The 24,794-nt window shown below is 55.3% G+C and carries 20 protein-coding genes, 1 tRNA gene, 3 rRNA genes and 1 other annotated feature; of the genes, 17 read left to right on the forward strand and 7 right to left on the reverse strand.

What is annotated here, in order from left to right; translation table 11 throughout:
- Positions 1-154 precede the first annotated feature (154 nt).
- The 7 genes from ffh (at position 155) to LPQ25_RS05915 (ending at position 5,786) form a co-directional block, all read left to right on the forward strand.
- The gene (ffh, locus tag LPQ25_RS05885; protein ID WP_002914152.1) at positions 155-1,519 is read left to right on the forward strand and encodes a signal recognition particle protein; all 1,365 of its coding nucleotides are present in this window, start codon (positions 155-157) and stop codon (positions 1,517-1,519) included.
- Between the two features lie 259 nt (positions 1,520-1,778).
- The gene (gene rpsP / locus LPQ25_RS05890) at positions 1,779-2,027 is read left to right on the forward strand and encodes a 30S ribosomal protein S16 (RefSeq protein WP_002914149.1); all 249 of its coding nucleotides are present in this window, start codon (positions 1,779-1,781) and stop codon (positions 2,025-2,027) included.
- 18 nt (positions 2,028-2,045) lie between these two features.
- Positions 2,046-2,594 (forward strand): ribosome maturation factor RimM, encoded by a 549-nt coding sequence (gene rimM, locus LPQ25_RS05895; RefSeq protein WP_004150977.1) that lies wholly within the window; start codon positions 2,046-2,048, stop codon positions 2,592-2,594.
- Between the two features lie 31 nt (positions 2,595-2,625).
- Positions 2,626-3,393: a tRNA (guanosine(37)-N1)-methyltransferase TrmD gene (gene trmD, locus LPQ25_RS05900; RefSeq protein ID WP_002914147.1), complete on the forward strand. Its 768-nt coding sequence runs from the start codon at positions 2,626-2,628 to the stop codon at positions 3,391-3,393.
- A 39-nt stretch (positions 3,394-3,432) separates the two neighbouring features.
- Positions 3,433-3,780, forward strand: a complete 348-nt coding sequence (gene rplS, locus LPQ25_RS05905) for a 50S ribosomal protein L19 (protein ID WP_002914145.1) — start codon at positions 3,433-3,435, stop codon at positions 3,778-3,780.
- A 120-nt stretch (positions 3,781-3,900) separates the two neighbouring features.
- Positions 3,901-4,359, forward strand: coding sequence for a DUF2946 domain-containing protein (locus LPQ25_RS05910; protein WP_014907095.1), 459 nt, complete (start codon positions 3,901-3,903; stop codon positions 4,357-4,359).
- A 56-nt stretch (positions 4,360-4,415) separates the two neighbouring features.
- Entirely contained in the window at positions 4,416-5,786 is a 1,371-nt protein-coding gene (locus tag LPQ25_RS05915; RefSeq protein ID WP_014907096.1) for a PepSY-associated TM helix domain-containing protein, read from the forward strand.
- An 8-nt stretch (positions 5,787-5,794) separates the two neighbouring features.
- On the opposite strand, the gene LPQ25_RS05920 is transcribed toward LPQ25_RS05915, so the two are convergent.
- Genes LPQ25_RS05920 through LPQ25_RS05930 form a run of 3 tightly spaced genes read right to left on the reverse strand, consistent with a single transcriptional unit; the run spans position 5,795 to position 8,016 of the window.
- Entirely contained in the window at positions 5,795-6,277 is a 483-nt protein-coding gene (locus tag LPQ25_RS05920; RefSeq protein WP_004145671.1) for an OmpA family protein, read from the reverse strand.
- Positions 6,278-6,290: 13 nt separating this feature from the next.
- Positions 6,291-7,514 (reverse strand): diguanylate cyclase DgcN/YfiN, encoded by a 1,224-nt coding sequence (dgcN, locus tag LPQ25_RS05925; RefSeq protein WP_002914116.1) that lies wholly within the window; start codon positions 7,512-7,514, stop codon positions 6,291-6,293.
- Positions 7,507-8,016, reverse strand: coding sequence for a regulatory sequestration protein YfiR (locus tag LPQ25_RS05930; protein ID WP_014907098.1), 510 nt, complete (start codon positions 8,014-8,016; stop codon positions 7,507-7,509). The genes dgcN and LPQ25_RS05930 overlap by 8 nt, the downstream gene beginning before the upstream one ends.
- Positions 8,017-8,358: 342 nt before the next feature.
- Between LPQ25_RS05930 and aroF the strand changes: the two genes are divergently transcribed.
- From aroF to LPQ25_RS05945, 3 genes are all read left to right on the forward strand, one after another.
- On the forward strand, positions 8,359-9,429 hold the full coding sequence (gene aroF, locus LPQ25_RS05935; RefSeq protein ID WP_002914114.1) for a 3-deoxy-7-phosphoheptulonate synthase AroF: 1,071 nt from the start codon (positions 8,359-8,361) through the stop codon (positions 9,427-9,429).
- A gap of 9 nt (positions 9,430-9,438) precedes the next feature.
- On the forward strand, positions 9,439-10,560 hold the full coding sequence (tyrA, locus tag LPQ25_RS05940; RefSeq protein ID WP_014907099.1) for a bifunctional chorismate mutase/prephenate dehydrogenase: 1,122 nt from the start codon (positions 9,439-9,441) through the stop codon (positions 10,558-10,560).
- Between the two features lie 63 nt (positions 10,561-10,623).
- Positions 10,624-11,496, forward strand: coding sequence for an SMP-30/gluconolactonase/LRE family protein (locus tag LPQ25_RS05945; protein ID WP_004174805.1), 873 nt, complete (start codon positions 10,624-10,626; stop codon positions 11,494-11,496).
- Here the strand turns inward: LPQ25_RS05945 and pheA are convergent.
- The 4 genes from pheA to bamD form a co-directional block, all read right to left on the reverse strand.
- Entirely contained in the window at positions 11,493-12,653 is a 1,161-nt protein-coding gene (pheA, locus tag LPQ25_RS05950; RefSeq protein ID WP_014907100.1) for a bifunctional chorismate mutase/prephenate dehydratase, read from the reverse strand. The two genes, LPQ25_RS05945 and pheA, sit on opposite strands and share 4 nt — an antisense overlap.
- Before the next feature lie 24 nt (positions 12,654-12,677).
- Positions 12,678-12,802: a sequence feature (Phe leader region), on the reverse strand.
- Positions 12,754-12,801 (reverse strand): pheA operon leader peptide PheL, encoded by a 48-nt coding sequence (gene pheL / locus LPQ25_RS05955; RefSeq protein ID WP_100250063.1) that lies wholly within the window; start codon positions 12,799-12,801, stop codon positions 12,754-12,756. (Overlaps the previous feature by 48 nt.)
- Before the next feature lie 105 nt (positions 12,803-12,907).
- A complete protein-coding gene (raiA, locus tag LPQ25_RS05960; RefSeq protein ID WP_002914111.1) occupies positions 12,908-13,243 on the reverse strand; it encodes a ribosome-associated translation inhibitor RaiA in 336 nt (111 codons plus the stop codon).
- A 270-nt stretch (positions 13,244-13,513) separates the two neighbouring features.
- Positions 13,514-14,251, reverse strand: coding sequence for an outer membrane protein assembly factor BamD (gene bamD, locus LPQ25_RS05965; protein WP_004145664.1), 738 nt, complete (start codon positions 14,249-14,251; stop codon positions 13,514-13,516).
- Between the two features lie 131 nt (positions 14,252-14,382).
- Here bamD and rluD point away from each other — a divergent pair, with 131 nt between their 5' ends.
- The 7 genes from rluD to rrf all read left to right on the forward strand — a co-directional run bounded on the left by rluD (position 14,383) and on the right by rrf (position 24,355).
- Positions 14,383-15,363: a 23S rRNA pseudouridine(1911/1915/1917) synthase RluD gene (gene rluD / locus LPQ25_RS05970; protein WP_002914110.1), complete on the forward strand. Its 981-nt coding sequence runs from the start codon at positions 14,383-14,385 to the stop codon at positions 15,361-15,363.
- Positions 15,360-16,091, forward strand: coding sequence for a purine nucleoside phosphorylase YfiH (gene yfiH / locus LPQ25_RS05975; protein ID WP_004212956.1), 732 nt, complete (start codon positions 15,360-15,362; stop codon positions 16,089-16,091). Before rluD ends, yfiH begins: the two co-directional genes overlap by 4 nt.
- A 129-nt stretch (positions 16,092-16,220) precedes the next feature.
- Complete coding sequence (clpB, locus tag LPQ25_RS05980) at positions 16,221-18,794, forward strand: ATP-dependent chaperone ClpB (protein WP_004890358.1); 2,574 nt, start codon at positions 16,221-16,223, stop codon at positions 18,792-18,794.
- Positions 18,795-19,259: 465 nt separating this feature from the next.
- Positions 19,260-20,795: ribosomal RNA gene (locus LPQ25_RS05985) — 16S ribosomal RNA — on the forward strand.
- A gap of 85 nt (positions 20,796-20,880) precedes the next feature.
- Positions 20,881-20,956 (forward strand) — tRNA-Glu (locus tag LPQ25_RS05990).
- A 190-nt stretch (positions 20,957-21,146) separates the two neighbouring features.
- A 23S ribosomal RNA gene (locus tag LPQ25_RS05995) occupies positions 21,147-24,044 on the forward strand.
- A gap of 195 nt (positions 24,045-24,239) precedes the next feature.
- Positions 24,240-24,355 (forward strand): 5S ribosomal RNA (gene rrf, locus LPQ25_RS06000).
- Together the 16S, 23S and 5S rRNA genes with 1 tRNA gene alongside form the textbook arrangement of a ribosomal RNA operon.
- Positions 24,356-24,794: the final 439 nt, after the last annotated feature.

A 24,794-nucleotide genomic window follows, 5' to 3' on the forward strand; every position in this document is an offset into this window, starting at 1 on the left:
CTGTTGGCTAAATAAGAAAGAGAAGCAGTATAACGTTAGCAGGCCTCTGCTCCAACCGTTGCAGCACATTCAGATTGATGTCGTGTTATACTCCGCCACATTCGTTTTGTGTGTCGCTGCGGCGACCGACCGTTTCCACCTCAGGCGAGAGACAATGTTTGATAATTTAACCGATCGTTTGTCGCGTACGCTGCGCAACATTAGCGGCCGCGGACGCCTTACAGAAGACAATATTAAAGACACCCTGCGCGAAGTGCGCATGGCGCTGCTGGAAGCGGACGTTGCGCTTCCGGTGGTCCGTGATTTCATCAGCCGCGTCAAAGAGAGCGCGGTAGGCCATGAAGTCAATAAAAGCCTGACGCCGGGTCAGGAGTTCGTCAAAATCGTCCGCAACGAGCTGGTGGCGGCGATGGGCGAAGAGAACCAGACGCTCGACCTGGCGGCGCAGCCGCCGGCCGTGGTGCTGATGGCGGGCCTGCAAGGTGCTGGTAAAACCACCAGCGTCGGTAAGCTGGGGAAATTCCTGCGCGAGAAGCACAAGAAGAAAGTGCTGGTCGTTTCCGCGGACGTTTACCGCCCGGCGGCGATCAAACAGCTGGAAACCCTGGCCGAGCAGGTCGGCGTCGATTTCTTCCCGTCTGACGTCGGGCAGAAGCCGGTTGATATCGTCAACGCGGCGCTGAAAGAAGCGAAACTCAAATTCTACGACGTGCTGCTGGTGGATACCGCCGGTCGTCTGCACGTTGACGAAGCGATGATGGACGAAATCAAGCACGTCCACGCCGCCATTAACCCGGTTGAAACCCTGTTCGTCGTTGATGCGATGACCGGTCAGGATGCGGCGAATACCGCGAAGGCCTTTAACGAAGCGCTGCCGCTGACCGGCGTGGTGCTGACCAAAGTGGACGGCGACGCCCGCGGCGGCGCGGCGCTGTCGATTCGCCATATTACCGGCAAGCCGATTAAATTCCTCGGCGTCGGCGAGAAAACCGAAGCTCTGGAGCCGTTCCATCCGGACCGCGTCGCTTCCCGTATCCTCGGCATGGGCGACGTGCTGTCGCTGATCGAAGATATCGAGAGCAAGGTTGACCGCGCGCAGGCCGAGAAGCTGGCCTCCAAGCTGAAGAAAGGCGACGGTTTCGACCTCACCGACTTCCTTGAGCAGCTGCGCCAGATGAAAAACATGGGCGGCATGGCCAGCCTGATGGGCAAGCTGCCGGGCATGGGGCAGATCCCGGACAACGTGAAAGCGCAGATGGACGACAAAGTGCTGGTGCGTATGGAAGCGATCATCAACTCGATGACCCTGAAAGAGCGCGCTAAGCCGGAAATCATCAAAGGTTCGCGTAAGCGCCGTATCGCCGCCGGCTGCGGCATGCAGGTGCAGGATGTGAACCGTCTGCTCAAGCAGTTCGACGACATGCAGCGCATGATGAAGAAGATGAAGTCGAAAGGCGGCATGATGAAGATGATGCGCGGGATGAAAGGGATGATGCCGCCAGGCTTCCCGGGTCGTTAAAAACAAGGGCATAAGGCTATCTTGTTTGCCATTTTAGCGCCGGGGTGTGCTCGCCATCCTCACGTACTACCTGTACGTTACAGTGGTTGCGCACACGCTGGTACTAAACTGGCTGCACCGCCGACGGCCTTTTACAGCAGACTTATCAACTGCTGATTGCATTTTCCCCAGAAATCAGTAAAATTTTCGGGCTTTTAATATGACACCGGGCTCCGTTCCTCGATGGGGCCCGGTTGTTTTATTCACACAAGAGGATGTTATGGTAACTATTCGTTTAGCACGTCACGGCGCTAAAAAGCGTCCGTTCTACCAGGTTGTTGTCACCGACAGCCGTAATGCACGCAACGGTCGCTTCATCGAGCGCGTTGGTTTCTTCAACCCGATCGCTAACGGTGCGGAAGAAGAAACTCGCCTGGATCTGGATCGTATCGCTCACTGGGTTGGCCAGGGCGCTACTGTTTCCGATCGCGTTGCCGCGCTGATCAAAGCCGCTAACAAAGCAGCTTAATCTGTCACGGTGGTCATGATGAGCAAGCAACACACCGCGCAAGCACCTGTTGATCCGATCGTATTGGGGAAAATGGGTTCTTCCTACGGTATCCGTGGTTGGCTCAGAGTGTTTTCCTCCACCGAAGACGCCGAAAGCATTTTTGACTATCAGCCCTGGTTAATCCAGAAGGCGGGTCAGTGGCAGGTCGTTGAGCTGGAAAGCTGGCGCCACCACAATCAGGACATCATCATCAAGCTGAAAGGCGTTGACGATCGTGATGCCGCGAATCTACTGACTAATTGCGAAATTATCGTGGATTCATCGCAGTTGCCGGAGCTGGAAGAGGGTGACTACTACTGGAAAGACCTGATGGGCTGCCAGGTAGTTACGACGGAAGGCTATAGCCTCGGTAAAGTCATCGATATGATGGAAACCGGGTCGAATGACGTGCTCGTCATCAAGGCAAACCTGAAAGATGCATTTGGTATCAAGGAGCGGTTGGTTCCGTTCCTCGATGGGCAGGTTATCAAGAAAGTCGATCTCACTACGCGTACTATCGAAGTAGATTGGGATCCTGGTTTTTAAATTCTCCGGATAAACGGTAAAAGACGGCGCTATGTGGATTGGCATAATTAGCCTGTTTCCTGAAATGTTCCGCGCAATTACCGATTACGGGGTAACTGGCCGGGCAGTAAAAAATGGCCTGCTGAGCATCGAAAGCTGGAGTCCTCGCGACTTCACGCATGACCGGCACCGTACCGTGGACGATCGTCCTTACGGCGGCGGACCGGGGATGCTAATGATGGTGCAACCCTTACGGGATGCCATTCATGCAGCAAAAGCCGCGGCAGGTGAAGGCGCGAAGGTGATTTATCTGTCACCTCAGGGACGCAAGCTTGATCAAGCGGGCGTCAGCGAACTGGCAACGAATCAGAAACTGATTCTGGTGTGCGGTCGCTACGAAGGGATAGACGAGCGCGTAATCCAAACCGAAATTGACGAAGAATGGTCAATCGGCGATTACGTTCTCAGCGGTGGTGAGTTACCGGCAATGACGCTGATTGACTCCGTTTCCCGGTTCATTCCGGGAGTACTGGGCCATGAAGCATCGGCAACGGAAGATTCCTTTGCTGATGGGTTGCTGGATTGCCCCCACTATACCCGTCCTGAAGTGTTAGAGGAGATGGAAGTACCGCCAGTATTGCTGTCGGGAAACCATGCTGAGATACGTCGCTGGCGTCTGAAGCAGTCGCTGGGCCGCACCTGGCTTAGAAGACCTGAACTTCTGGAAAACCTGGCTCTGACTGAAGAGCAAGCAAAGCTGCTGGCGGAGTTCAAAACTGAACACGCGCAACAGCAGCATAAACATGATGGGCAGGCGTGAGCCCCCAATATCAGTTTACCCAGGATAAGAGATTAAATTATGAGCAACATTATTAAGCAACTTGAACAAGAACAGATGAAGCAGGACGTACCTTCCTTCCGTCCGGGTGATACCGTGGAAGTGAAAGTATGGGTTGTTGAAGGTTCCAAAAAACGTCTGCAGGCATTCGAGGGCGTGGTTATCGCTATTCGTAACCGCGGTCTGCACTCTGCATTCACTGTTCGCAAAATTTCCAACGGCGAAGGCGTTGAGCGTGTCTTCCAGACTCACTCTCCGGTAGTTGACAGCATTGCTGTTAAACGTCGTGGTGCTGTACGTAAAGCTAAACTGTACTACCTGCGTGAGCGCACTGGTAAGTCTGCTCGTATCAAAGAGCGTCTTAACTAAGATTCGCTTTCGCGACATCCTGATAGAAAGGGCTGGCCAGATGGCTGGCCCTTTTTTTATCTAAATTTTAACTATTTTGATGTAAATCAATTACAATATCGCCCGGATTTCGGAGGGGCGGTGAACGGCACTATTTTCTCACAATCAGCATTGCAACGGCGAGCCGCCTGGCTGGCGCTGTTGGCGATCCTGCTGATCGTGGTGGCCCCGCTAATCTCCGTCTCCCTGCAAAAAGACCCCATGAGCGCCATGCCCGGCATGCACCACGCCATGATGATGGATAGCTCGTCCGCGAACATGGCGCAGATGCCCGGGCACAAGATGGCGATGATGCACAGCACAGACGGCGCTACGCATACCGGACACGAAATGCCGCTGGACCATGCCGAAGCGTGTGGCTATTGCGTGCTGTTAGCCCATGTCCCGGGGCTCCTTTTCGCGCTGGCGCTGTTCGTCGCCATGCTCCTGCGGCGCATTCGCCTGCCGGTTTCTCGCCCGGTATTAAAGCACTGGCACTACTTTCCCTGGCTCTACCCCGAAACCCGCGCCCCGCCGCGGCTGTCTGCTTTTTCCCTTTAATAAAAATCAATCTGCGCACCGCGCAACGACCTCTTTTGCTTTAAAAAAGGAAAAGTATGACAACCTGCACCTCGCGCGCGGCATGGCTGAACCTGCTGCGTCGCCTCCATTTCTATATTGGTCTGTTTATCGGACCGTTTATCTTTGTCGCTGCCCTGACCGGTACGTTGTACGTGGCGACGCCGCAGCTGGAAAACTGGCTCTATTACGACGCGCTGCATGGCCTTGCCGAGGGGACTCCGCAGCCGCTCAGCGCCCAGATTGCGGTGGCCGAAGAAGCGACCCAGGGCAATCTGCGGCTGCTGGCGGTGCGTCCGGCGCCTGCGTTGGGCGAGACCACGCGCATTCTGTTTGCCGATCCGGGGCTCGGAGAGTCGGAATCCCGGGCTATTTTTGTCGATCCGATCGCGCTGCGGGTGAAGGGCGATATGACGGTCTACGGCACCAGCGGCATCCTGCCGCTGCGCCAGTGGATTGATTATGCGCATCGCTCTCTGCTGCTGGGCGACAGCGGGAGGTTATACAGCGAACTGGCCGCCTCCTGGATGTGGGTGGCCGCGCTCGGAGGCATTGCCCTGTGGGCGATGACGCGTCCAAAACGGCGGCTGAATAACGCCCTGCAGAACCATCGTCGGCTGCACGTGACGCTGGGCTGGGGCTTACTGGTGGGTATGCTGCTCTTCTCCGCCACCGGCCTGACCTGGTCGCAATGGGCCGGCGGCAATGTGGACAAAATGCGGGCAGCGTTCGGCTGGCTGACGCCGCAGGTCAATACCCAGCTGCATGGCGAGATGCCGATGACGCACGATCCCCATGCCGGACATCATATGGATGCGATGGCCATGGCCCAGCATCAGCCGGCGCTGCAGTTGGCCCAGTTTGACCAGGCGCTGGCGGCGGCCCGTCAGGCGGGGCTGAACGCCAGCCGGCTGGAGATCCGTCCGCCAGTGTCAGACGACCGCGCCTGGACGGTGAATGAGATCGACCGTCGCTGGCCGACGCAGGTGGACGCGGTGGCGATCGATGGCGCCACGATGCAGGTGGTGGATCGCACGCGTTTTGCCGACTTTCCGCTGATGGCGAAGCTCACCCGCTGGGGCGTCGATTTCCATATGGGGATCCTCTTTGGTCTGGCGAATCAGCTGCTGCTGGTGGGATTTGGCTGCGCGCTGTGCGTTACCATCGGGGTGGGGTACCGGTTATGGTGGATCCGCCGTCCGCCTCAGGCGGCCTGGGATCCGGCGCATTCGCTGCTGCAGGCGTGGCTGTCGCTCGCCCGGCCTGCCCGAAGCCTGGTGCTTGGGCTGGCGTTTGCCCTTGGATTGGCCATGCCGTTAATGGGAGCCAGCCTGCTGCTGTTCATTGCCGTTGACTACCTGCGCTGGCGCGCGGCAACGGCAATGAGGATGATGAAGTCCAGCGACTAAGTGAAGACTTACGGCGTGCTGATGACCACCGTTACCCGGCGGTTTTCGGCGCGCCCGGCCGCCGTGTCGTTGCTGGCGATCGGGTATTTTTTGCCAAGGCCGCGGGTGACTAAATTACTGCGTGGGACATGAGCGCCTTCCGCCCAGGCATCGGCCACGCTGTTGGCCCGCTTAAGCGACAGGGCTTCATTGTAGCTATCTTCACCATAATTATCGGTATGGCCTTCAAGGCGGCTATGGGTGATCCCGGTAGCCGCCAGCCGCGAGGCCATCGTGGTGATCTGCTGGCGGCTGTCGGGACGTAGTCGGTAGTCATTCTTGTCAAACAGGATGCTATCGGATAAGCCCAGGGACCAATCGCCATTGCTTTCAGTAAAGCCGTAAGATTTCATCGCCGCCACCTGCTCGGGGGTAAATTTTCCCTGAGGAGCCTGGCAACCTGTCAAAAGCGCCGCCGCCATCAGGGCGGGGACGAAATATTTTCTGATCATAATGAGTCCTTTATTATTTCAGCGTCTGCTGGATACGTTGGTTTTTCATCCGATACATATTCTGATCGGCAAGTTCTTGCAGTGATTCCGCGGTGGCGTGCTCCCACGCCAGGGCATAACCGACGCTCAGCGAGAGCGTGGCGCTATGACCGTTGTGCAGGTTGAATGGCGGAAGAAATTGTTCCGTTAGCGCCTGGCACAGGGCCTGCACTTCTGCTTCCGAGCGCACCTCGCGCAGCAGAACGGCAAACTCATCGCCGCCAAGACGCCACGCCAGATGGCGTTTACCGGCAAAAGTCATCAGGCGGCTGGCGACCTCCATCAGCACTTTATCGCCCGCCGCATGCCCCCAGTTGTCGTTAATCAGTTTGAAATTATCGCCATCAAGAAACAGCAATGCCGAGGTTTGATGATCGACTTCATTCTGCATCAGCTCGGCGAGCGCGTTACGAAAGGCGGCGCGGTTAGCCAGGCCGGTCAACGGATCGTGTAACGAACTGCGCAACAGCTGCGCGTTTTTGGCCTGCAGCTGGCGCTGCCAGTCCTCCATTTCCCCCAGCAGGCTGTTAAAGTCCTGGGCGAAAAGATGGAACTCCTCGATACGCTCCTCCGGCACCCGCCGGGAGAAGTGGCGGTTTTCACGTATATCATGCACGACCTCAGTGATGCTCTGCAGGGCGGCGACGATCCCCCGGTGTAGGGAGTGGGTCAGCAGCAGGGCGATGAACGAGGCGAGCAGAATGCTGCCGGTCAGCACCAGAATCGAGATACCGAGAAAGTGGCTAATCAGTTCATCAAGCGCGGTCAATCTCAGCTCGCCGATTTGTTTGCCCTGGTGCCAGATGGGCTGCACCGTGGGCTCCGGAAACAGCCATTTACTGATAAGCCCGCTCACTTGCTCTTTATTGGCCAGCGGTTCATGGCGCCACGCGGCGAAGTGCTGCATCTGGCCGTTTAGCACGATTGCCTGGGAGATCTGCCCTTGCTTGCCCAACGACGCGAGGGTCTCCTCTGCCGCCGCGCTGTCGCCAAACACCAGGGCGGCTTCGAGGCTGCGCCCCATGGTCGCGGCAGTGAGCTCAAGATTTTTCTGCGCGTACTGCTTGAGCGTGAAGATTGAGGCTGTACTCAGCAGCAGCCAGACCAGCGTCATGGAGATCACCACGCTTATCACGCTAATGCGACGGAGCGCGCGTTTGAAAGTCGGGCGCGGAGTCTGTGAAAAGTCCTTATTCATGTGGTTTCTTCCGGGCAAGCATCAGGACGTCCGGGTTAACCCGAACCCCGCTGTGCGTCAGAACGTCCAGATTAACGGAGAAGCGGACCCGGTCGTCATTGATGATCAGGCAAAACGCGCTACCAATTGAACAATCCGTATTTTGTTCTGCGATGAGTAACAGCGGCCTCGGGCCATAGCGGCGAGTGAGTTCTGACTGTTCAGTCGGCGATTCGCTGCCAAAATAAAAACCATCGCAGGTCGTTTTTAACGCTTCTTCACGATTACGTACTACCACCGGTTGATAGGGTAATGCATCCGGATCTTCATGAGCCAGGCTATGGGTGAAGCGTGATGAGGCAAAAATGCACAGCTTTGGCGCTCCTGTTAATGACGGCCAACGGGTGTAGGTCACGATCCCGGAAACAATAGCGCGAACATGTTCTGAAGGTCCGGCAGCAAAAACAGGAGATACCGCGATGAGAAAAAATACAGTCAATAAAAGACGGTGTAATACTGTCATTAACGCTTCCGTCAAAGTCGCCATAGCGCGGGAAAAGCCGCTGCCGATGCCCGGCGAAGAATACCACTGTTAATAAAACCCGTCATTAGATGCGCCCTTTGCTTTGGGACAATTCTCACCAGGATTTTTCGTAGTACCGATACCGTGGGTGCGCAAGTTTGGCTTGTTTTTCCTATGTGTAAATATTGTTATACGCATCGCGCCATTGTGAGTGGCAATTAATTCGTTGGTGTAAATTAAAATTTACGGAATATGGATTGAATTCTTTACTTTGTGTGGTATCGTTACGTCATGCCCTCTGAGGCAACCCTTATCGCAAACGAGCTACACAGGATCGCAATCATGCAAAAAGACGCGCTGAACAACGTACATATTACCGACGAACATGTATTAATGACCCCGGAGCAACTGAAGGCGGAATTCCCGCTGAGCGTCGAGCAGGAAGCGCAGATCGCGCACGCCCGTCAGACCATTTCGGATATCATCGCCGGTCGCGATCCGCGCCTGCTGGTGGTATGTGGTCCTTGCTCCATTCACGATCCGGAAGCTGCGATTGAATATGCTCGTCGGTTTAAAGCCCTTGCCGCAGAGGTCAGCGATAGCCTCTACCTGGTGATGCGCGTCTATTTTGAAAAACCCCGTACCACCGTCGGCTGGAAGGGGCTGATTAACGATCCGCACATGGATGGTTCGTTTGATGTTGAAGGCGGCCTGAAGATTGCGCGTCGTCTGCTGGTCGAGCTAGTCAATATGGGACTGCCGCTGGCGACGGAAGCGCTGGATCCCAACAGCCCGCAGTACCTCGGGGATCTGTTCAGCTGGTCCGCTATCGGCGCGCGTACCACGGAATCACAAACGCACCGCGAAATGGCCTCTGGCCTGTCGATGCCGGTCGGCTTTAAAAACGGTACCGACGGTAGCCTGGCCACGGCTATCAACGCCATGCGCGCCGCGGCGATGCCGCACCGTTTCGTCGGCATCAACCAGGCCGGGCAGGTCTGCCTGCTGCAAACGCAGGGTAATCCGAACGGCCATGTGATCCTCCGCGGCGGCAAGGCGCCGAACTACGGTCCGGAAGATGTGGCGAAATGCGAAAAAGAGATGGCGCAGGCGGGACTGAAGCCGTCGCTGATGGTAGATTGCAGTCATGGGAACTCCAATAAAGATTTCCGCCGCCAGCCGGCCGTGGCTGAATCCGTGGTCGCGCAGATCAAAGATGGCAACCGCTCCATTATCGGCCTGATGATCGAAAGTAATATCCACGAAGGCAATCAGTCCTCTGAACAGCCGCGTGAGGCGATGAAATACGGCGTCTCGGTGACGGATGCCTGCATCAGCTGGGAGACTACCGAGGCGCTGCTGCGTGAACTGGATAAGGATCTCCGCGGCCACTTGGCGGCCCGTTTGGTTTAAGAGGAAAGTATGGTTGCTGAACTGACCGCGTTACGCGATCAAATTGATGAAGTGGATAAAGCGTTGCTTAGCCTGCTGGCTAAGCGTCTGGAGCTGGTGGCCGAAGTCGGCGAGGTGAAGAGCCAGTATGGCCTGCCGATTTACGTCCCGGAGCGCGAGTCGGCGATGCTCGCCTCCCGACGTGAAGAGGCGGCTGCGCTCGGCGTACCACCGGATCTGATCGAGGACGTTCTGCGTCGCGTGATGCGGGAATCCTATTCCAGCGAAAACGACAAAGGCTTCAAAACCCTGCAGCCGAATCTGCGGCCGGTGGTCATCGTCGGCGGCGGTGGGCAGATGGGCCGTCTGTTTGAGAAGATGTTAACGCTGTCCGGCTACCAGGTGCGTATTCTGGAAAAAGAGGATTGGGCCCGGGCGGCGGATATCGTCGCCGATGCCGGCATGGTTATCGTCAGCGTACCGATTCACACCACCGTGGAGACGATCGCCAGGCTGCCGCCCCTTCCGGCGGATTGCATTCTGGTTGACCTTGCCTCGGTGAAAGCGGAGCCGCTGCAGGCGATGCTGGCGGCGCATCAGGGCCCGGTTCTTGGCCTGCACCCGATGTTCGGTCCGGACAGCGGCAGCCTGGCGAAGCAGGTGGTGGTCTATTGTGATGGCCGCCAGCCGGAGGCCTATCAGTGGTTCCTCGAACAAATTCAGGTCTGGGGCGCGCGGCTGCACCGCATCAGCGCCGTTGAGCACGATCAGAACATGGCCTTTATTCAGGCGCTGCGCCACTTTGCCACCTTCGCCTATGGCCTGCACCTGGCGGAAGAGAATGTACGTCTTGAGCAACTGCTGGCGCTCTCGTCGCCCATTTACCGACTGGAGCTGGCGATGGTAGGCCGTCTGTTTGCCCAGGATCCGCAGCTGTACGCCGATATTATTATGTCATCGGAAAACAACCTGGCGCTGATTAAGCGCTACTACCAGCGTTTCGGAGAAGCGATCGGCCTGCTGGAGCAGGGCGATAAGCAGGCGTTTATCGACAGCTTCCGTAAAGTCGAACACTGGTTTGGCGATTACGCTCAGCGTTTCCAGAGCGAGAGCCGCACGCTGCTGCGTCAGGCGAACGATAATCGGCAGTAAAGCGAAAAAGATGTATACAATAAAGCCAGCGACCCGCTGGCTTTTTTTATAGGGATGACAACGATGGCTGAACCACAACCGCTGTTTGACTACACCGGATACCTGCCGGAATGCCCGACCTGGAGCGAGGCAGAACAGGCCCTCTACTGGGCTGATATCATGGAATGTGAAATTCACCGCTACGATATCCGCAGCGGAGAACACCAGGTGCTGCAGTTTCCAGAGGAGGTCGGCTGTTTTGCCCTGCGCGAGAAGGGCGGGTTTATCGTTGCATTGCGCAGCGGCATCTGGCTGACCGACGCCCACGGCCTGCTGCGGCGGAAAGTCTGCGATAACCCGAGCAACCCGGAGCTGGCGCGGTTTAACGACGGCGGGACCGATCGCGATGGGCGCTTTTATGCCGGTACCTTCTGGGGGCCTGGGGATTACAACGGCGCGCTGCTGATGCGAGTGGATAACGACCTGCAGCCGAAAGTGATCCAGTGTGACATCCATGGCGCCAATGGCCTGGCCTTTAGCGCCGACCGGCGCTGGATGTATACCTCTGATACGCCGAACGCCGTGATCTACCGTACGCCGCTGGATGAGCAGGGTGAGCCTGGCCGACGCGAAGTCTTTCGCCGTTTTCAGCCTGGCGAAGGGATCCCTGACGGGGCGGCGATCGACGTGGAGGGATGTTACTGGAGCGCAATGTTCGACGGCTGGCGGATCGCCCGTTTCTCGCCGCAGGGCGAGGAGCTGGAATCCTACCCGATGCCGGTACGTTGCCCGACGATGGTCTGCTTCGGCGGGGCGGATATGAAAACGCTCTATATCACCACCACCCGGGAAAACATGGAGGACGATGAGCTGGCGCAGTATCCGCTGTCAGGCGCCATCTTCACCCTGCCGGTAGCGGTGGCAGGGATGAAGAAATTACCGTTCCGCGAATGTTAAACCGGATCCACCGGGACCACGTTTTCGCTAGGGTAGCAGCCGAGGACCTTCATGGAGCGGGTGATATCCGCCAGCTCCTTCAGCGCCTTGCGCATGGGCAGCGAATCCAGGTTGGCCTGAATATCGAGATAAAACATCTCTTCCCAGGGATTGCCGTGGATCGGGCGGGATTCCAGTTTGGTCATGATCAGATTGTGGTTGCGCAGCACCAGCAGGGCTTCCACCAGGGCGCCCGCCTGCTGACCGGTCGCCATTAACAGCGTGGTCTTGGCCGGCACCTGATCGGAGACGTTCACCGCTTTGCGCGCCAGGACGAGGAAGCGCGTGATGTTCTGCGTCTGGTTGGCCTGGCAGTGCTCCAGCACCTGCAGACCATACAGAGCGCCGCCCGCTTCGCTACCCAGGGCCGCGACGACCGGGGAGTTCGCCTGCGCCACTTTTTCCATTGCCGCCGAGGTGCTCTCGGTATACTCAATCTTCCAGTGCGGGTAGCGGCTCAGGTACTGGCTGCACTGCTGGAACGGCTGCGGATGGCTGTAAACGGTCTGAATTTTATCGGCATCCGTCGAGGTGCTCACCAGTACGCAATGATCGATAGGGATCGTCAGCTCGCCAACGATCGACAGGCTGGTGTGCTGCAGCAGATCGTAGACGTCGTTGATCCCGCCGGAGCTGGTGTTTTCAATCGGCACCACCGCGTAATCGGCCTGGCCGGTTTCTACCTGATTAAAAATATCGGCGAACTTCGCGCAGCCGCTCTCAATAAACTGCTCAAAGTGGCGAGCGGCGTACTGACGCGCCGCCAGATGCGAGTAAGAGCCCTTGGGACCGAGGAACGCCACGCGGGCCGAATGCGGGTTAATTTTATTCAGATGCTGCTGCAGCAGGGTTTGCTGGGTAAGAACAGAGTCTTCGATAATCAGCTGGAACAGGCGGGTGATATAGTGCGCATCCAGATTATGGCGCTTGCCGATAGTCATCAGGCGCTCCAGCAGATCGCGTTCGCGGTCAATATCACGCACCGGACGATGGGAGGCCAGTTTGGCTTTTCCAACCTCAACAGCCAGTCCGCGGCGCTCCGCCAGCAGAGCAAGCAGCTTCTCGTCCAGGGCGCTTATCTTATCGCGCAGCGCCAGTAATGGGTTTTCCTCGGTCATAGATGTTGCCTTTGTTGTTATCAAATAAAAAAGGCCTCCCGGGTGGGAGGCCTTATTGTTCGTCTTCGCATTCTTTCTTATACGACGAATTGCCTCCCGGTCAGGGGAAGGTAAAAAAGAATGCGAAGAAGAACGGGACAAGTTTCATGGTAAATTCCTTTAGGTAGTGGGGATTACAGTACCTGTACTGTTTTCACTCTGTCAATAAAAAACGCGCCCGAAGGCGCGTGGCATGACACAACTTAAGTTAAGGATTACTCTTCTTCTTCCACAAAGCCTGCCTCTTTCACCGACGTCGCGGCGCGGCGGGCTTCCCCTTTGTGTTGCACTTTATTGAGCTGCCGTTCCAGCTTGTTGATCAATTCGTTAATGGCGGCGTACATATCTTCATGACGCGCACTGGCAACCAGATGGCCGTTTGGCGTGTTGATGGTTGCATCAGCGATAAAACCCTGCGGCTCCTTAGACAGAATGATGTGCGGGTTGATTAAATGAGTTTGCCACTTATCCAGTTTGGCGAGACGGTCTGCGACATGCTGGCGGATTGCCGGAGTAATTTCCATTTGTTTACTGGTAATGTTCATTGTCATAAATTTTACCTCTTGTCTTTCCCGTCTTGGTGAATCCAGCATACCTTTCCCAATGTCAAAATGTGTGATCTAAATCACATTTTATTGTCACTTTTTGTCAACAAATTCATTTTGTGAGACAGGGCAGGAAGAAGTGAGATTTTACTTGTCGAACCCGATAAAGCAGGCCATATTTGATGAGTTAACCCGGCGCTAAACCGCTTCAGCTCGTCGGGAAACGTATAAAAAAACGGCAGCCAGTGGCTGCCGTTTGCGATCGATGAGTCAGGCTCAGGTGTTCTTGCTGTTCGCGGCGATAATCTTCGCGACTTTATCCGCCTGAGCGTTCATTTGCATCTGACGATAGGCGTTTTCCATCTTCGGCAGGGCATCGCGGGTGGCCTGGGTATCCGGATAATTACGCATCATCCCTTCCACACGGTTAACCACGGCAACCCATGCGCCACGATCGGTGTAGTAATCCACGACCGACAGCTCATATTTGGCCAGACGATCTTTCAGGAACACCATGCGTTTATAGGCGTCAGTGGCGTACTGGCTGTTCGGATAACCTCGCACCAGTTTGGAGAAGTCATTGAAGGCATCGCGCGCGTGCTGCGGATCGCGGTCGGAGCGATCAACGCCGAAGAAGCCCTGCAGGGCGCTGTCATCCAAGGCCATGTTGGTCAGGCCGCGCATATAGATGACATAGTCGATGTTCGGATGGGTGGGGTTCAAACGCATGAAGCGATCGATAGCCGCCTGAGCCAGAGGAAGATCGGCGTTTTTATAATACGCATAAATCAGATCCAGCTGTACCTGTTGGGAATAAGGGCCGAATGGATAACGATTATCCAACGCTTCCAGTTGCGTTATCGCCTGTTTCCAGTTACCGTCCTGCAGTTTTTGCTGGGCGGTCGCGTAGATTTCATTCGGCGGATTATCAGGCACCTCTTCCTTAGAGCCGGAGCAACCCACCAAAGCCAGGCTCAGTGTGGCGGCTGCCACCAGGTATTTCATGCGCGTCATGACGTTTTGACTTCCTCAAAATGTTTATGCGGGAGAATCTCTGTTCCTGCTCCCGATTAAGACCAGCTACAATAGCACACTATATTAAACGGCAAAGCCGTAAAACCCAACGTTAAACGAAGAAGCTGTATATGGCACAACGAGTACAACTCACCGCAACGGTGACCGAAAATCAACTCGGTCAACGCTTAGATCAGGCTTTGGCCGAATTGTTCCCTGATTATTCGCGATCGCGGATAAAAGAATGGATCCTCGACCAACGCGTATTAGTCAATGGCACCATTGGCGATAAACCGAAAGAAAAAGTGCTGGGGGGAGAACGCATCGCTATCGATGTGGAAATCGAAGAAGAGGCGCGCTTCCAGCCGCAGGATATTCCGCTCAATATCGTTTACGAAGATGATGACATCATCGTGATCAATAAACCGCGCGATCTGGTTGTACATCCTGGCGCGGGCAACCCTGACGGTACTGTGCTGAATGCGCTGCTGCACTACTATCCGCCTATCGCCGATGTGCCGCGCGCGGGTATTGTTCATCGTCTGGATAAAGACACCACCGGTCTGATGGTGGTGGCGAAAACCATTCCGGCGCAAACCCGGCTGGTGGAGTCGCTGCAGCTGCGCGAGATCACCCGTGAATACGAAGCGGTGGCGATCGGTCATATGACCGCCGGTGGCACAGTGGAAGAGCCGATCAGCCGTCACCCGACCAAGCGTACCCATATGGCGGTGCATCCGATGGGCAAACCGGCGGTGACCCACTACCGCATTATGGAACATTTCCGCATCCATACCCGCCTGCGTCTGCGTCTGGAAACCGGTCGTACACATCAGATCCGCGTGCATATGTCGCATATCACCCATCCGCTGGTGGGTGACCAGGTCTATGGCGGCCGGCCGCGTCCGCCGAAGGGCGCGTCGGAGGAGTTCATCACCGCGCTGCGTAAATTCGACCGCCAGGCGCTGCATGCCACCATGCTGCGCCTGTATCACCCGATCTCCGGCATTGAAATGGAGTGGCACGCGCCCATCCCGCAGGATATGGTCGAGCTCATCGAGGCGATGCGCGCCGATTTTGAAGCCCATAAGGACGATATTGACTGGTTATGACGAAACTGATTGTACCGCAGTGGCCAATGCCCGGCAGCGTGGCGGCCTGTAGTTCTACCCGCATCGGCGGCGTGAGTCTGCCGCCCTATGACTCGCTCAACCTGGGCGCCCATTGCGGCGACAATCTGCAGGATGTCGAAGAAAACCGGCGGCGGATGTTTGCCGCCGGCGGCTTGCCGTCTTACCCGGTTTGGCTGGAGCAGGTCCATGGCACCGAGGTTCTGACGCTGGACGGCGGACCCTATCCGTCGAAACGCGCGGATGCCTCTTATAGTCGTACGCCAGGGACCGTCTGCGCGGTGATGACCGCTGACTGCCTGCCGGTGCTGTTCTGTAACCGCGACGGCACCGAAGTCGCCGCGGCGCACGCGGGATGGCGCGGCTTATGCGAAGGGGTTCTGGAAGCGACGGTTGCTCGTTTCGCCGATAAAGCCGAAAATATTATGGCGTGGCTGGGGCCCGCCATCGGTCCGCAGGCGTTTGAGGTGGGACCGGAAGTCCGGGATGCCTTTATGGCGAAGGACGAGAATGCGCACCGGGCCTTTCGTCCGGCAGGCGAAAAATATTTTGCTGATATCTACCAACTGGCGCGGCAGCGTCTGGCAAACGTCGGCGTTGAGCAGATTTTCGGCGGCGATCGCTGCACGCTAAGCGAAAAGGATGATTTTTTCTCTTACCGGCGCGACAAGACCACCGGTCGTATGGCAAGTTTCATTTGGCTGATATAACCTAGAGAATCAAGACGATCCAGAAGGCAAACTTATTTTTCGCATAGTTCAGGTCTTTAACCTTGAATAATTGAGGGATGACCTCATTTAATCTCCAGTAGCAAATTTGACCTGTTTATGGGAGGAGTTATGCGTCTGGATCGTCTTACCAATAAATTCCAGCTTGCTCTTGCCGATGCCCAGTCACTCGCACTCGGGCACGACAACCAATTCATCGAACCTCTTCATTTAATGAGCGCCTTGCTGAATCAGGAAGGGGGATCGGTACGTCCTTTATTAACCTCGGCGGGCGTGAATGCCGGGAAACTACGCACTGACATCGAACAGGCCTTGAGCCGTTTACCGCAGGTGGAAGGCACCGGCGGCGATGTACAACCTTCTCAGGATTTAGTGCGGATCCTGAACCTTTGCGACAAGCTGGCGCAAAAGAAAAAGGACAACTTTATTTCGTCGGAACTGTTCGTTCTGGCGGCGCTTGAATCACGCGGTACGCTGACCGACCTTTTAAAATCCGCCGGAGCAACAACCGCCAACGTGACTCAGGCGATTGAACAAATGCGCGGAGGGGAAAGCGTGAACGATCAGGGTGCCGAAGACCAACGTCAGGCATTGAAGAAATTTACCGTCGATCTCACCGAGCGTGCCGAGCAGGGCAAGCTGGATCCGGTGATCGGCCGTGATGAAGAGATTCGCCGTACCATTCAGGTACTGCAGCGTCGTACCAAAAACAACCCGGTGCTGATCGGTGAACCCGGGGTGGGTAAAACGGCAATCGTCGAAGGCCTGGCGCAGCGTATCGTCAACGGCGAAGTACCAGAAGGGCTGAAAGGCCGTCGGGTATTGGCGCTGGATATGGGGGCGCTGGTGGCCGGGGCGAAATACCGCGGTGAGTTTGAAGAGCGTCTGAAAGGCGTGCTGACCGACCTGTCCAAACAGGAAGGCAACGTCATTCTATTTATCGACGAACTGCATACCATGGTTGGCGCTGGTAAAGCCGACGGCGCGATGGATGCGGGTAACATGCTGAAGCCGGCGCTGGCGCGTGGTGAACTGCACTGCGTCGGGGCGACGACGCTTGATGAATACCGTCAGTACATCGAAAAAGACGCCGCGCTGGAACGTCGCTTCCAGAAAGTGTTCGTTGCCGAGCCTTCGGTAGAAGATACCATCGCGATTCTGCGCGGTCTGAAAGAACGTTATGAGCTGCACCACCACGTGCAGATCACTGACCCGGCTATCGTGGCGGCGGCGACCTTATCGCATCGCTATATTGCCGACCGTCAGCTGCCGGATAAAGCCATCGACCTCATCGATGAGGCGGCATCCAGCATCCGTATGCAGATTGACTCCAAACCGGAAGAGCTGGACCGTCTCGATCGGCGTATTATCCAGCTGAAACTGGAACAGCAGGCGCTGAAGAAAGAGTCTGATGAGGCGAGCCTGAAGCGTCTCGATATGCTCAACGAGGAGCTGGCGGATAAAGAACGGCAGTACTCGGTGCTGGAAGAAGAGTGGAAAGCGGAAAAAGCGTCGCTCTCCGGCACCCAGACCATCAAAGCTGAGCTGGAGCAGGCGAAAATCGCCATCGAACAGGCGCGCCGCGTCGGCGATCTGGCGCGGATGTCCGAGCTGCAGTACGGCAAAATTCCGGAACTGGAGAAACAGCTGGCGGCGGCCACGCAGGCCGAAGGGAAAACCATGCGTCTGCTGCGTAATAAAGTGACGGATGCTGAAATCGCCGAAGTGCTGGCCCGCTGGACCGGTATCCCGGTCTCCCGCATGATGGAAAGCGAGCGCGACAAACTGCTGCGTATGGAGCAGGAGCTGCATCATCGGGTGATTGGCCAGGATGAGGCGGTTGAAGCGGTATCCAACGCCATTCGCCGCAGCCGCGCCGGGCTGTCCGATCCGAACCGGCCGATTGGTTCGTTCCTGTTCCTCGGTCCAACCGGGGTCGGTAAAACCGAGCTGTGTAAAACGCTGGCTAACTTTATGTTCGACAGCGACGACGCAATGGTGCGTATCGATATGTCCGAGTTTATGGAGAAACACTCCGTCTCGCGTCTGGTCGGTGCGCCTCCGGGATACGTCGGCTATGAAGAGGGCGGTTACCTGACCGAGGCGGTGCGCCGTCGTCCTTATTCCGTCATCCTGCTGGATGAAGTGGAAAAAGCGCACCCGGATGTGTTCAACATTCTGCTGCAGGTACTCGACGACGGGCGTCTCACCGACGGGCAGGGGAGAACGGTCGACTTCCGTAATACGGTAGTCATCATGACCTCGAACCTCGGTTCCGATCTGATTCAGGAACGGTTCGGCGAGCTGGACTACGGACATATGAAGGACCTGGTGCTGGGGGTAGTCAGCCAGAACTTCCGTCCGGAGTTCATCAACCGTATCGACGAAGTGGTGGTCTTCCATCCGCTGGGCGAGAAACATATTGCCTCTATTGCCCAGATCCAGCTGCAGCGTCTGTATAAACGTCTGGAAGAGCGCGGATATGAAGTGCAGATGTCCGATGAGGCGCTGAAGCTGCTGAGCGCCAACGGTTACGATCCGGTATACGGCGCGCGGCCATTGAAACGTGCTATTCAGCAGCAGATTGAGAACCCGTTAGCCCAGCAGATCCTTTCCGGTGAGCTGGTTCCGGGTAAAACCATCGAGCTGGTAGTAAAAGACGACCGCATTGTGGCAGTGCAGTAAATCACAAAACGACAAAAACGAGCCCAGCGGGCTCGTTTTTGTTTAAAAACCAGGCAAGAATTAAAACTCAATACCTGATTTGGTTGAAAAGTGAGCGGTTGAATTCTTTTTTTGAATTTATCCTTGTCACTTCAGAATTACCCCCTATAATGCGCCTCCACTGACACGGAACAACGGCAAACAAGCCGCCGGGCCAGGAGGAATCAGCGACGGAAATCGACGTTGAAAGCCGACAGAGAAAAGCAAAATAAGCGCTTGACTCTGAATGAGGAAAACGTATTATACGGGACCTCGCGACAGAGCGCTAAAGCGCGTCGCAACTGCTCTTTAACAATTTATCAGACAATCTGTGTGGGCACTCAAAGTGACATGGATTCTTAACGTCCTCGGACGAAAAATGAATACCAAGTCTCAAGAGTGAACACGTAATTCATTACGAAGTTTAATTCTTTGAGCATCAAACTTAAATTGAAGAGTTTGATCATGGCTCAGATTGAACGCTGGCGGCAGGCCTAACACATGCAAGTCGAGCGGTAGCACAGAGAGCTTGCTCTCGGGTGACGAGCGGCGGACGGGTGAGTAATGTCTGGGAAACTGCCTGATGGAGGGGGATAACTACTGGAAACGGTAGCTAATACCGCATAACGTCGCAAGACCAAAGTGGGGGACCTTCGGGCCTCATGCCATCAGATGTGCCCAGATGGGATTAGCTAGTAGGTGGGGTAACGGCTCACCTAGGCGACGATCCCTAGCTGGTCTGAGAGGATGACCAGCCACACTGGAACTGAGACACGGTCCAGACTCCTACGGGAGGCAGCAGTGGGGAATATTGCACAATGGGCGCAAGCCTGATGCAGCCATGCCGCGTGTGTGAAGAAGGCCTTCGGGTTGTAAAGCACTTTCAGCGGGGAGGAAGGCGATAAGGTTAATAACCTTGTCGATTGACGTTACCCGCAGAAGAAGCACCGGCTAACTCCGTGCCAGCAGCCGCGGTAATACGGAGGGTGCAAGCGTTAATCGGAATTACTGGGCGTAAAGCGCACGCAGGCGGTCTGTCAAGTCGGATGTGAAATCCCCGGGCTTAACCTGGGAACTGCATTCGAAACTGGCAGGCTAGAGTCTTGTAGAGGGGGTAGAATTCCAGGTGTAGCGGTGAAATGCGTAGAGATCTGGAGGAATACCGGTGGCGAAGGCGGCCCCTGGACAAAGACTGACGCTCAGGTGCGAAAGCGTGGGGAGCAAACAGGATTAGATACCCTGGTAGTCCACGCCGTAAACGATGTCGATTTGGAGGTTGTGCCCTTGAGGCGTGGCTTCCGGAGCTAACGCGTTAAATCGACCGCCTGGGGAGTACGGCCGCAAGGTTAAAACTCAAATGAATTGACGGGGCCCGCACAAGCGGTGGAGCATGTGGTTTAATTCGATGCAACGCGAAGAACCTTACCTGGTCTTGACATCCACAGAACTTTCCAGAGATGGATTGGTGCCTTCGGGAACTGTGAGACAGGTGCTGCATGGCTGTCGTCAGCTCGTGTTGTGAAATGTTGGGTTAAGTCCCGCAACGAGCGCAACCCTTATCCTTTGTTGCCAGCGGTTCGGCCGGGAACTCAAAGGAGACTGCCAGTGATAAACTGGAGGAAGGTGGGGATGACGTCAAGTCATCATGGCCCTTACGACCAGGGCTACACACGTGCTACAATGGCATATACAAAGAGAAGCGACCTCGCGAGAGCAAGCGGACCTCATAAAGTATGTCGTAGTCCGGATTGGAGTCTGCAACTCGACTCCATGAAGTCGGAATCGCTAGTAATCGTAGATCAGAATGCTACGGTGAATACGTTCCCGGCCTTGTACACACCGCCCGTCACACCATGGGAGTGGGTTGCAAAAGAAGTAGGTAGCTTAACCTTCGGGAGGGCGCTTACCACTTTGTGATTCATGACTGGGGTGAAGTCGTAACAAGGTAACCGTAGGGGAACCTGCGGTTGGATCACCTCCTTACCTTAAAGAACCTGCCTTTGTAGTGTCCACACAGATTGTCTGATGAAAGTAGAGAAGCAAGGCGTCTTGCGATTGAGACTTCAGTGTCCCCTTCGTCTAGAGGCCCAGGACACCGCCCTTTCACGGCGGTAACAGGGGTTCGAATCCCCTAGGGGACGCCACTTGCTGGTTCGTGAGTGAAAGACGCGTGCCGATATATCTCAAAACTCATCTTCGGGTGACGTTTGAGATATTTGCTCTTTAAAAATCTGGATCAAGCTGAAAATTGAAACGACACACAGTTAATGTGTGTTCGAGTCTCTCAAATTTTCGCGACACGATGATGTTTTACGAAACATCTTCGGGTTGTGAGGTTAAGCGACTAAGCGTACACGGTGGATGCCCTGGCAGTCAGAGGCGATGAAGGACGTGCTAATCTGCGAAAAGCGTCGGTAAGGTGATATGAACCGTTACAGCCGGCGATGTCCGAATGGGGAAACCCAGTGCAATTCGTTGCACTATCGTTAACTGAATACATAGGTTAACGAGGCGAACCGGGGAACTGAAACATCTAAGTACCCCGAGGAAAAGAAATCAACCGAGATTCCCCCAGTAGCGGCGAGCGAACGGGGAGCAGCCCAGAGTCTGAATCAGCTTGTGTGTTAGTGGAACGGTCTGGAAAGTCCGACGGTACAGGGTGATAGTCCCGTACACCAAAATGCACAGGCTGTGAACTCGAAGAGTAGGGCGGGACACGTGGTATCCTGTCTGAATATGGGGGGACCATCCTCCAAGGCTAAATACTCCTGACTGACCGATAGTGAACCAGTACCGTGAGGGAAAGGCGAAAAGAACCCCGGCGAGGGAGTGAAAAAGAACCTGAAACCGTGTACGTACAAGCAGTGGGAGCACCTTCGGGTGTGACTGCGTACCTTTTGTATAATGGGTCAGCGACTTATATTCTGTAGCAAGGTTAACCGTATAGGGGAGCCGCAGGGAAACCGAGTCTTAACTGGGCGTTAAGTTGCAGGGTATAGACCCGAAACCCGGTGATCTAGCCATGGGCAGGTTGAAGGTTGGGTAACACTAACTGGAGGACCGAACCGACTAATGTTGAAAAATTAGCGGATGACTTGTGGCTGGGGGTGAAAGGCCAATCAAACCGGGAGATAGCTGGTTCTCCCCGAAAGCTATTTAGGTAGCGCCTCGTGAACTCATCTTCGGGGTAGAGCACTGTTTCGGCTAGGGGGTCATCCCGACTTACCAACCCGATGCAAACTACGAATACCGAAGAATGTTATCACGGGAGACACACGGCGGGTGCTAACGTCCGTCGTGAAGAGGGAAACAACCCAGACCGCCAGCTAAGGTCCCAAAGTCATGGTTAAGTGGGAAACGATGTGGGAAGGCACAGACAGCCAGGATGTTGGCTTAGAAGCAGCCATCATTTAAAGAAAGCGTAATAGCTCACTGGTCGAGTCGGCCTGCGCGGAAGATGTAACGGGGCTAAACCATGCACCGAAGCTGCGGCAGCGACACTATGTGTTGTTGGGTAGGGGAGCGTTCTGTAAGCCTGCGAAGGTGTGCTGTGAGGCATGCTGGAGGTATCAGAAGTGCGAATGCTGACATAAGTAACGATAAAGCGGGTGAAAAGCCCGCTCGCCGGAAGACCAAGGGTTCCTGTCCAACGTTAATCGGGGCAGGGTGAGTCGACCCCTAAGGCGAGGCCGAAAGGCGTAGTCGATGGGAAACAGGTTAATATTCCTGTACTTGGTGTTACTGCGAAGGGGGACGGAGAAGGCTATGTTAGCCGGGCGACGGTTGTCCCGGTTTAAGCATGTAGGCTGGTTGTCCAGGCAAATCCGGATAATCAAGGCTGAGGTGTGATGACGAGGCACTACGGTGCTGAAGTAACAAATGCCCTGCTTCCAGGAAAAGCCTCTAAGCATCAGGTAACATTAAATCGTACCCCAAACCGACACAGGTGGTCAGGTAGAGAATACCAAGGCGCTTGAGAGAACTCGGGTGAAGGAACTAGGCAAAATGGTGCCGTAACTTCGGGAGAAGGCACGCTGGTGTGTAGGTGAAGTCCCTGCGGATGGAGCTGAGACCAGTCGAAGATACCAGCTGGCTGCAACTGTTTATTAAAAACACAGCACTGTGCAAACACGAAAGTGGACGTATACGGTGTGACGCCTGCCCGGTGCCGGAAGGTTAATTGATGGGGTTATCCGTAAGGAGAAGCTCTTGATCGAAGCCCCGGTAAACGGCGGCCGTAACTATAACGGTCCTAAGGTAGCGAAATTCCTTGTCGGGTAAGTTCCGACCTGCACGAATGGCGTAATGATGGCCAGGCTGTCTCCACCCGAGACTCAGTGAAATTGAACTCGCTGTGAAGATGCAGTGTACCCGCGGCAAGACGGAAAGACCCCGTGAACCTTTACTATAGCTTGACACTGAACATTGAGCCTTGATGTGTAGGATAGGTGGGAGGCTTTGAAGCGTGGACGCCAGTCTGCGTGGAGCCAACCTTGAAATACCACCCTTTAATGTTTGATGTTCTAACGTTGGCCCCTTACCGGGGTTGCGGACAGTGTCTGGTGGGTAGTTTGACTGGGGCGGTCTCCTCCCAAAGCGTAACGGAGGAGCACGAAGGTTAGCTAATCCTGGTCGGACATCAGGAGGTTAGTGCAATGGCATAAGCTAGCTTGACTGCGAGCGTGACGGCGCGAGCAGGTGCGAAAGCAGGTCATAGTGATCCGGTGGTTCTGAATGGAAGGGCCATCGCTCAACGGATAAAAGGTACTCCGGGGATAACAGGCTGATACCGCCCAAGAGTTCATATCGACGGCGGTGTTTGGCACCTCGATGTCGGCTCATCACATCCTGGGGCTGAAGTAGGTCCCAAGGGTATGGCTGTTCGCCATTTAAAGTGGTACGCGAGCTGGGTTTAGAACGTCGTGAGACAGTTCGGTCCCTATCTGCCGTGGGCGCTGGAGAATTGAGGGGGGCTGCTCCTAGTACGAGAGGACCGGAGTGGACGCATCACTGGTGTTCGGGTTGTCATGCCAATGGCACTGCCCGGTAGCTAAATGCGGAAGAGATAAGTGCTGAAAGCATCTAAGCACGAAACTTGCCCCGAGATGAGTTCTCCCTGAGACTTTAAGTCTCCTGAAGGAACGTTGAAGACGACGACGTTGATAGGCCGGGTGTGTAAGCGCAGCGATGCGTTGAGCTAACCGGTACTAATGAACCGTGAGGCTTAACCTTACAACGCCGAAGATGTTTTGGCGAATTGAGAGAGTTTTCAGCTTAGATTCAGAGTTGAGTACGCAATAATTTGCGCAGCAGCAAGGCGACAAGCGACGGAAAGGAAGGAGCATACTGAAGTATGTGACTGACTTTACGAGCGCAGGCAACGCAGCTGATGCGATAAAGAATTGCGTACTGAGCACAAAGAATTTGCCTGGCGGCACTAGCGCGGTGGTCCCACCTGACCCCATGCCGAACTCAGAAGTGAAACGCCGTAGCGCCGATGGTAGTGTGGGGTCTCCCCATGTGAGAGTAGGGAACTGCCAGGCATCAAATAAAGCAGAAAGCCCGGTCGAAAGACCGGGCTTTTTGTTTTTGCGTTTAAAAAGAACCCCGTCCCGAAAGGTGCGGGGTTTTTTGCTGTGTGGGGTATATCTCCCCCGGTGGCGCTGCGCTTACCGGGGCTACAAAAGCGTAGCCCGGACAAAGTGCGCAGCACCGCCTCCGGCGAAAATTACGCCATGTTCGCTCCATTATCTCATTTCAACGCAAAATAAAACCCCGTCATGGCAATCCCTTCGCCATAATCCACTTTTTCCCTGCCCTGCGCTGGCGATGATCGCGAAAACCGTGCTTGCGAAAAAAAATGTGAATCCAATCACATATAAAAATATAACAATTATATAACATTTAGTTTACTAATTAATTTGTCTGCGTGACGTGGTACGCCCGACAAGACAGATTGCAGTCTTTGCTGGAGCAATATAA

Origin of the sequence: Klebsiella sp. KPN54798 (genome assembly GCF_021184225.1) — a bacterium.
Classification (GTDB): Bacteria; Pseudomonadota; Gammaproteobacteria; order Enterobacterales; family Enterobacteriaceae; genus Klebsiella; species Klebsiella pneumoniae.

Bases quoted from the DNA above. Each gene is read 5' to 3' on its own strand.
- bamD (WP_004145664.1), bottom strand. From the start codon at position 14,251: ATGACGCGCATGAAATACCTGGTGGCAGCCGCCACACTGAGCCTGGCT.
- ffh (WP_002914152.1), top strand. From the start codon at position 155: ATGTTTGATAATTTAACCGATCGTTTGTCGCGTACGCTGCGCAACATT.
- rpsP (WP_002914149.1), top strand. From the start codon at position 1,779: ATGGTAACTATTCGTTTAGCACGTCACGGCGCTAAAAAGCGTCCGTTC.
- aroF (WP_002914114.1), top strand. From the start codon at position 8,359: ATGCAAAAAGACGCGCTGAACAACGTACATATTACCGACGAACATGTA.
- raiA (WP_002914111.1), bottom strand. From the start codon at position 13,243: ATGACAATGAACATTACCAGTAAACAAATGGAAATTACTCCGGCAATC.
- LPQ25_RS05930 (WP_014907098.1), bottom strand. From the start codon at position 8,016: ATGACAGTATTACACCGTCTTTTATTGACTGTATTTTTTCTCATCGCG.
- LPQ25_RS05920 (WP_004145671.1), bottom strand. From the start codon at position 6,277: ATGATCAGAAAATATTTCGTCCCCGCCCTGATGGCGGCGGCGCTTTTG.
- rluD (WP_002914110.1), top strand. From the start codon at position 14,383: ATGGCACAACGAGTACAACTCACCGCAACGGTGACCGAAAATCAACTC.
- clpB (WP_004890358.1), top strand. From the start codon at position 16,221: ATGCGTCTGGATCGTCTTACCAATAAATTCCAGCTTGCTCTTGCCGAT.
- rplS (WP_002914145.1), top strand. From the start codon at position 3,433: ATGAGCAACATTATTAAGCAACTTGAACAAGAACAGATGAAGCAGGAC.
- rimM (WP_004150977.1), top strand. From the start codon at position 2,046: ATGAGCAAGCAACACACCGCGCAAGCACCTGTTGATCCGATCGTATTG.
- LPQ25_RS05945 (WP_004174805.1), top strand. From the start codon at position 10,624: ATGGCTGAACCACAACCGCTGTTTGACTACACCGGATACCTGCCGGAA.
- LPQ25_RS05915 (WP_014907096.1), top strand. From the start codon at position 4,416: ATGACAACCTGCACCTCGCGCGCGGCATGGCTGAACCTGCTGCGTCGC.
- trmD (WP_002914147.1), top strand. From the start codon at position 2,626: ATGTGGATTGGCATAATTAGCCTGTTTCCTGAAATGTTCCGCGCAATT.
- yfiH (WP_004212956.1), top strand. From the start codon at position 15,360: ATGACGAAACTGATTGTACCGCAGTGGCCAATGCCCGGCAGCGTGGCG.
- tyrA (WP_014907099.1), top strand. From the start codon at position 9,439: ATGGTTGCTGAACTGACCGCGTTACGCGATCAAATTGATGAAGTGGAT.
- dgcN (WP_002914116.1), bottom strand. From the start codon at position 7,514: ATGAATAAGGACTTTTCACAGACTCCGCGCCCGACTTTCAAACGCGCG.
- pheA (WP_014907100.1), bottom strand. From the start codon at position 12,653: ATGACCGAGGAAAACCCATTACTGGCGCTGCGCGATAAGATAAGCGCC.